Annotated in this window: 5 protein-coding genes and 1 pseudogene; 5 read left to right on the top strand and 1 reads right to left on the bottom strand. The window is 72.5% G+C overall.

Features of this window, described 5'->3' with window-relative positions; all coding sequences use genetic code 11:
- Positions 1 to 127: 127 nt before the first annotated feature.
- Complete coding sequence (locus tag ABZ719_RS36915) at positions 128 to 970, top strand: SGNH/GDSL hydrolase family protein (RefSeq protein WP_366729544.1); 843 nt, start codon at positions 128 to 130, stop codon at positions 968 to 970.
- On the opposite strand, the gene ABZ719_RS36910 is transcribed toward ABZ719_RS36915, so the two are convergent.
- Positions 960 to 1,619 (bottom strand): TetR/AcrR family transcriptional regulator, encoded by a 660-nt coding sequence (locus tag ABZ719_RS36910; protein WP_366729543.1) that lies wholly within the window; start codon positions 1,617 to 1,619, stop codon positions 960 to 962. The genes ABZ719_RS36915 and ABZ719_RS36910 overlap by 11 nt on opposite strands.
- Positions 1,620 to 2,040: 421 nt before the next feature.
- On the opposite strand from ABZ719_RS36910, the gene ABZ719_RS36905 reads away from it, so the two are divergent.
- The 4 genes and pseudogenes from ABZ719_RS36905 to ABZ719_RS36890 form a co-directional block, all read left to right on the top strand.
- Positions 2,041 to 3,570, top strand: coding sequence for an ABC transporter substrate-binding protein (locus ABZ719_RS36905; RefSeq protein WP_366729542.1), 1,530 nt, complete (start codon positions 2,041 to 2,043; stop codon positions 3,568 to 3,570).
- Between the two features lie 72 nt (positions 3,571 to 3,642).
- Entirely contained in the window at positions 3,643 to 4,584 is a 942-nt protein-coding gene (locus tag ABZ719_RS36900; protein WP_366729541.1) for an ABC transporter permease, read from the top strand.
- On the top strand, positions 4,581 to 6,440 hold the full coding sequence (locus tag ABZ719_RS36895; RefSeq protein ID WP_366729540.1) for a dipeptide/oligopeptide/nickel ABC transporter permease/ATP-binding protein: 1,860 nt from the start codon (positions 4,581 to 4,583) through the stop codon (positions 6,438 to 6,440). Before ABZ719_RS36900 ends, ABZ719_RS36895 begins: the two co-directional genes overlap by 4 nt.
- Positions 6,441 to 6,460: 20 nt before the next feature.
- Positions 6,461 to 6,610, top strand: a pseudogene (locus ABZ719_RS36890) (ABC transporter ATP-binding protein); the annotation flags it as partial.

Below are 6,610 nucleotides of genomic sequence, written 5' to 3'. Positions count from 1 at the left end.
GCCTGGTCTGGCGCCCCCCCCCCCCCGCGGGTCACAACCTCCCCGCCCCGGGACCCCGCACGGCACCGGCGCCTCCCGCAGGGCGCTGCTGCGCACCGGCGTGGCGACCGCGGCAGCCGTCGCCGTACTGGCCGGCGCGACGGCGGCCGCCACCGCGGCCCCCGCACCCGAGCATCCTGTCCGGCGCGCCGCCCAGCGCGCCGCCGGCGAGGTGCGGTACGTAGCGCTCGGGGACTCCTACAGTTCCGGCCTGGGCATCCCCGAGCAGACCGACTCCCTCTGCGGGCGCTCCTCGGACAACTACCCGTCGCTGGTGGCGCGTGCCGTCGGCGCGACGTCGTTCACCGACGTGACCTGCGCCGGAGCCGACACCCGCGACATGGCGGGCCGCCAGGATTCGGCCCCGCCGCAACTCGACGCCCTGCGACCCGACACCACCCTGGTCACCCTGGGCATCGGCGGCAACGACCTGGACCTGGGTGGCGTGATCACGCGCTGCGTGCTCCTCGGGTACCTGGCGCCGAACGGCTCCCCCTGCAAGCAGAGCTACACCCTGCTCGGCACCGACGAGATCGGTTCCCGCATCGGCACCACGGCACCCAGGATCGACGCGGTCCTCGCGGAGATCCACGCCCGGTCCCCGCGCGCGAGGGTGCTGCTGGTGGGATACCCGGCCCTCTTCCCCGACGACGGCACCGCGTGCCGGGAGACGGTCGCGCTCGCCACGGGCGACTTCCCCTGGTTCCGGGACGAGGAGAAGCAGCTCAACACGATGCTCGCGCGGCAGGCCGACGTGTACGACGCCACCTACGTCGACGCCTACGGGCCCTCGGTCGGGCACGACGTGTGCAAGCCCGCGGGCGTGCGCTGGATCGAACCCGGCGACTCCGCGGAAGCCGCCGGGTTCCACCCCGACGCGGCCGGGCACCGGAGTACGGCCGATGCGGTGCTCGCGTCGCTCACGCGCTGACGCCGGCCGGTCCTCCGCCGCCTTCGGGGTCGAGTCCCAGCCGGCGCAGGAAGTCGCGTACCAGTTCCTCCATCGCCACGGCGTCCGGCTCCATCAGCCACTGCGTCTGCAGACCGTCCATCAGCGCCAGCAACTGCCGTGCCATGACCGCCGGATCGCCCTGGACGCGGGGGCCGGCCTCGGCCCGCAGAGCCTCGATGAGCACGGTCATCTCCTCCCGGAGGATGCGGTAGCGCTCCCTGAAGTAGTGGTGCGCGGGGTGCTGGGGGTCGGTGGCCTCCGCGGAGAGTTTCGTGTAGAGCGCGACGAGTCCTGGCGTCCGGCTGTTGCGCGCCACCAGGCCGACCAGCAGGCGCAGCCGTTCACCCGGACCCGGCTCGGGGGTGCCCGGGTGGACGATGCCGGGGAAGACCGACTGCGCGTCGATCCTGTCGCGGCGGCCCAGGACCTCGATCAGCAGGGACTCCTTGCCCGGAAAGTGGTGCAGCACCCCGGCGTGCGTCAGCCCCGCGTGCGCGGCGATGTCACGCAGCGACACGGCGTTGAAGCCGGAACGGGAGAACAGTTCGCTCGCGGAGTCGAGAATGCGGGCCCGTGTGCGTTCGCCCTTCGACGGGCGTCGCGGAACACTCCCGGGTCGTTCGCTCAACTCTGCGGCCTCCTGCCGTCGTCCGACCGGCGCCCGCCGCAGGGCGGGTGCGCGTCCCCGCCCTGCGGCGGGTTGTCACAGGCAGCCTGCCACGGTTGCCGCCGGTGCGGGGCGTCCGGGGCGACGGCCGGCCGCCCGCACCGACGAGACCGATGGCCGGCGGCCGGCGATCGACGGCCGGCGGCTGGCGGCTGGCGGCTGGCGGCTGGCGGCTGGCGGCTGGCGGCTGGCGGCTGGCGGCCCTCGTATCGGCCGGCGGTCACCTGCACCGGCCACCTCCCGCTGCCGACCGGCCGACGGCCCCTCCTACCCCCGGTCAGCTCCCTCCCGAAAAACCTACCAAGTGGTTAATTCCACGAGTAAGCTCACCGCCAATCTCGCCCGGGACGCCCTCCCCGGCCCTCCAGACGGAGCGAATCTCATGAGCAGAAACATCCGAAGCGGGGCCGTCGCCGCATGCGCGGCGGCGTCCCTCGCCCTCGCGGGATGCACCGGCTCCGGCACCGGGAGCGCCGACTCCTCCACGCTGAACATCGCGACCCTGACCTTCCCTCAGAGCCTCGACCCCACGCAGGCGGTCGGCAGTGCCCTGCCCTTCTTCCAGGCCACGTACGACACGCTGGTCAAGCGGGAGCCGGACGGCACCTTCAGCCCGATGCTCGCCACCTCCTGGAAGTACAACGCCGACCACACCGAACTCGCGCTGACCCTGCGCAAGGACGTGAAGTTCGCCGACGGCACCGCCTTCGACGCGGCGGCGGTCAAAGCCAACATGGAGCGCTTCAAGAAGGGCGGCGGCGCCGACGCGAAGTGGCTGAACGGTCTGAAGTCGGTGGAGGTCACCGACGCCGCGCACGTCACGCTGAGACTCGAGCAGGCCGACCCCGCCATGCTGTTCTACCTGAGCGACGCGGCCGGTCTGATGGCCAACCCGGCGAAGTTCGCGAAGGCCGACAGCCTCAAGACGACCCCCGACGGCACCGGCCCCTACCGCCTCGTCAAGGCACGGACGGCGATCGGCACCAAGTGGGTGTACCAGCGCAACGACGACTACTGGGGCAGGCCACTGCCCTACGCGAACCTCACGATCAGCTTCTTCGACAACGAGACGGCCATCGTCAACGGCCTCAAGACCGGACAGGTGAACGCCGCCCTCCTGCAGACCGCCGACCAGCAGATCAGCGTCGAGTCCGATGCCAGGATGAAGACGGCGAAGCAGGAGTTCGACTTCCAGGGGCTGCTGCTCTTCGACCGCGACGGGAAGCTGACCCCGGCCCTGAAGGACCCCCGCGTCCGCCAGGCACTGAACTGCGCGGTCGACCGCGCGGCCATGCTCCACGCCATCCGCCAGGACCGCGGTCAGGTCACCGACCAGGTCTTCGGCCCCGGCACCCAGGGGTACGACAGGCGCCTGGACACGTACTACTCCCACGACCCGGCCAGAGCCAGGCGGTTGCTCGAGGAAGCGGGCTACGCCGGGGGCTTCACACTGAAGCTGCCGCGCATCGCCGCCATCGTCAACGACGCGCTCGCGTCGTCGCTGGCCACCGACTTCAAGGCCATCGGCGTCAAGCTGGTCTGGGACGACCTCGACGGCGGCTCGGCGGTCCGGAAGGTGTTCACCGACCGTGCGTACTCGGGCCTCGTCATGAACGTCGGCCAGTCCGCGTCCGACTGGGTCGTCGTCAACGAACTGGTCACCCCCGGCGCCTTCAACATGTTCGGCACCACCGACCCCACCGTGCGCGAGCTGGTCCCGCGGATCCGGACCGGCAGCGACGAGCAGGCGAAGCAGGCCGCACGGGACCTGAACGAACACCTCGTGAAGGCAGGCTGGTTCGTCCCCTTCTACCGGATGACCTACCTGCACGTCTCGGACGGCACGGTGAGGATCACCCCGCAGTCCGGCATGGCCGTCCCCTCGATCTACAACTACGCCCCCGTCAAGTGAGTCCGCGCAGGGGGCGGTCGGGCCTGCACCCGCGCGCCCGCTCCCGGCGGCCGGTCACGGATACCGAGTGCCATGCTGAAGTTCATCGCCCGCAGGATCGCGGCGGGGGCCCTGCTCCTGGTCGTCCTGTCGTTCCTCTCCTACCTGCTGCTGTCGGTCGCCGACGTGGACGCCGGCCGCCAGCTCCTCGGCCAGAGCGCCGACCAGGCGGCCGTGGACGCCAAGAACGCCTCGCTGGGCCTGGACCGGCCGGTCCTCGCCCAGTACGCCGACTGGCTGGCCCACGCCGTCCGAGGTGACCTCGGCACCTCCTGGTTCACCGGCGAGGACGTCGGCGAGGCCGTCGCGGGCCGGCTGCCGGTCACCGTGAGCCTGATGCTGGGCGTCACGCTCGTCACGACCGTCGTGTCGTTCCTGCTCGGCGTCTGGGCGGGAGTCCGGCGCGGCGCCGTGGACCGCTTCGTCCAGATCCTGGGCGTCGTCGGCTACGCACTCCCCGGCTTCCTCGTCACCCTGGTCATCGTGCTGGTCCTCGCGGTCCGCCTCGGCTGGTTCCCCGCCATCGGATACACCGCGTTCACCCAGTCCCCCGGCGGCTGGCTGTCCACCATCACGCTGCCGGTCCTGTCCCTGTCGGTGGCATCCGTGGCCGGCGTCTCCCAGCAGGTGCGCGGCGCGGTGATCGGCGTACTGCGCCAGGACTACGTCCGTACCCTGCGCACCCGCGGCCTGCCCGCCTCCCGGATCGTGTTCCGGCACGTCCTGCGCAACGCCTCGGCGCCGGCGCTGTCCGTCCTCGGCATGCAGTTCGTGGGCCTGCTCGGCGGAGCCGTACTGGTGGAGCAGATCTTCGGGCTCCCCGGCATCGGCAGCATGACCGTCACCTACACCACCCGCGGCGACATCCCCGTGATCATGGCGCTCGTCATGCTCAGCGTGGCCGGCGTCGTCCTGATCAACCTCCTGGTCGACATCCTGATCGGCTGGCTCGACCCGAAGGCGAGGGCCGCATGAGCGAGTACCTTCCCGCCGACCCGCCCGCAGCGGCCCGCACGGGACTCCCCGGCCCCGCCGGCGAACCACCGGCTCGCCGCACAGGCACCGTCCGGCGTCTGCTACGGCACCCGCTCGGCGCCCTCTCCGCCACCGTGCTGCTGCTCCTGGTCACGGCCGTGTGCCTGGCGCCCCTGCTCTCCCCGCAGGGCCCGCAGGTCTCCTCGCTCGGCGACGCCTTCGCCGCCCCCGGCGGCGCGCATCCGCTGGGCATGGACTCCGCCGGCCGTGACATCCTCTCCCGCATCCTCTACGGCGGGCGCACCACCCTCGGCGGAGCCCTGATCGCCCTCGGGATCGCTCTCGTCCTCGGCGTGCCGTCCGGTCTGTACGCGGGCTACCGCGGCGGCTGGTTCGACTCCCTCGCCAACTGGGTCGTCGACCTCGTCATGGCCCTGCCCGCCATGGTCGTGCTGCTCGCCTCCCGTGCCATCCTCGGCCCCCGCGTCTGGGCCCTGATGACGGTGCTCGGCGTGCTCGCGGCGCCGAGTTTCTTCCGCCTCGTGCGCGGGGTCGTCGCGGGCGTACGCGGAGCGCTCTACGTCGACGCCGCGAAGGTGTCGGGCCTGTCCGACGCCCGCATCGTCGCCCGGCACATCCTCATCGTCGTGCGCGGCCCCGTCATCATCCAGGTGGCCCTCGTCGCCGGCATCGCCGTCGGGCTCCAGGCCGGTCTGGAATTCCTGGGGGTCGGCAGCGGATCGGCCGCGACCTGGGGCGCGATGCTCAACGAAGCGTTCCAGAACATCCAGCGCGCGCCGCTGCTGATGCTGTGGCCGGGCCTCGCTCTCGGACTGACCAACGGCTGCCTCGTCCTGCTCGCCGGGGCGCTGCGCGACGTCCTGGAGGACCGGGGCGCCGAAACGGCCGCGCCCCGCCGGACCCGGCACCGCGCCGCCCCCGCATCCCCTGCCGTCGCCGCCGCTGCCGCTGCCGCTGCGAAGGGCTCGGCCGCCGACCGCTCCGACGGCTACGGCCGCTCCGGGCTGCTCTCGGTGCGCGGGCTCACCGTCGCCTACGCCCGGCCGGACGGCACCCGCGAGGAGGTCGTGCACGGCGTCGACCTCGACGTCCGCGCCGGTGAGATCGTGGGCCTGGTCGGCGAGTCCGGCTCCGGCAAGACGCAGACCGCCTTCTCCGTGCTGGGCATCCTGCCGCACGGCGGAGCGGTCAGCGGCGGAAGCATCACCGTCAAGGGACGGGAGGTCACCGGCCTGCCCGAACGCGCCTACCGCGCCCTGCGGGGCGGCACGGTGGCCTACGTCCCCCAGGAACCCATGAGCAACCTGGACCCGGCCTTCACCGTCGGCAGCCAGCTCATGGAACCCATGCGGCACGTCCTCGGCGTCTCCCGCCGGGAGGCGGCCGACCGCGCCGCCGACCTGCTGCGCATGGTGGAGATCCCCCACCCCGAGCGCACCCTGCGTCTGTACCCCCACGAGATCTCCGGAGGCATGGCCCAGCGCGTCCTCATCGCCGGCGCGATGTCCTGCGACCCCGAACTCCTCATCGCCGACGAGCCCACCACCGCGCTCGACGTACGTGTCCAGGCGGAGGTCCTCGACCTGCTGCGCCGCCTGCAGAAGGAGCGCGGTCTGGGCGTGCTCCTGGTCACCCACGACCTCGGCGTCGTCGCGGACCTGTGCGACCGCGTCGCCGTGATGAACGCCGGCCGGATCGTGGAGACCGGCAGCACCGAAGAGGTCCTCCACGCGCCCCGCGACCCCTACACCCGGACCCTGCTCGGCGCCGTGCTCGACGAGGCCCCGCCACGAGCCCCCTGGCGGGCGCGGGAGACAAGGAGCGCCACCGCATGACCGCGACCGAAGCCACCGCCTCCGCGGACGCCCTGCTCCAGGTGCGGGATCTGCGGGTCTCCTTCCGCGGCAAGGGCCGGCGTGCTGCGCGCACGGAGGTGCTCAAGGGCGTCTCCTTCGACATCCGGCCGGGCGAAAAGCTCGGCCTGGTCGGCGAGTCCGGCTCGGGC

This window comes from Streptomyces sp. NPDC006743, assembly GCF_040703815.1.
Classification (GTDB): domain Bacteria; phylum Actinomycetota; class Actinomycetes; order Streptomycetales; family Streptomycetaceae; genus Streptomyces.
This window is presented reverse-complemented; position numbering and strand designations above follow the sequence as displayed.

Bases quoted from the DNA above. Each gene is read 5' to 3' on its own strand.
- ABZ719_RS36900 (WP_366729541.1), top strand. From the start codon at position 3,643: ATGCTGAAGTTCATCGCCCGCAGGATCGCGGCGGGGGCCCTGCTCCTG.
- ABZ719_RS36895 (WP_366729540.1), top strand. From the start codon at position 4,581: ATGAGCGAGTACCTTCCCGCCGACCCGCCCGCAGCGGCCCGCACGGGA.
- ABZ719_RS36905 (WP_366729542.1), top strand. From the start codon at position 2,041: ATGAGCAGAAACATCCGAAGCGGGGCCGTCGCCGCATGCGCGGCGGCG.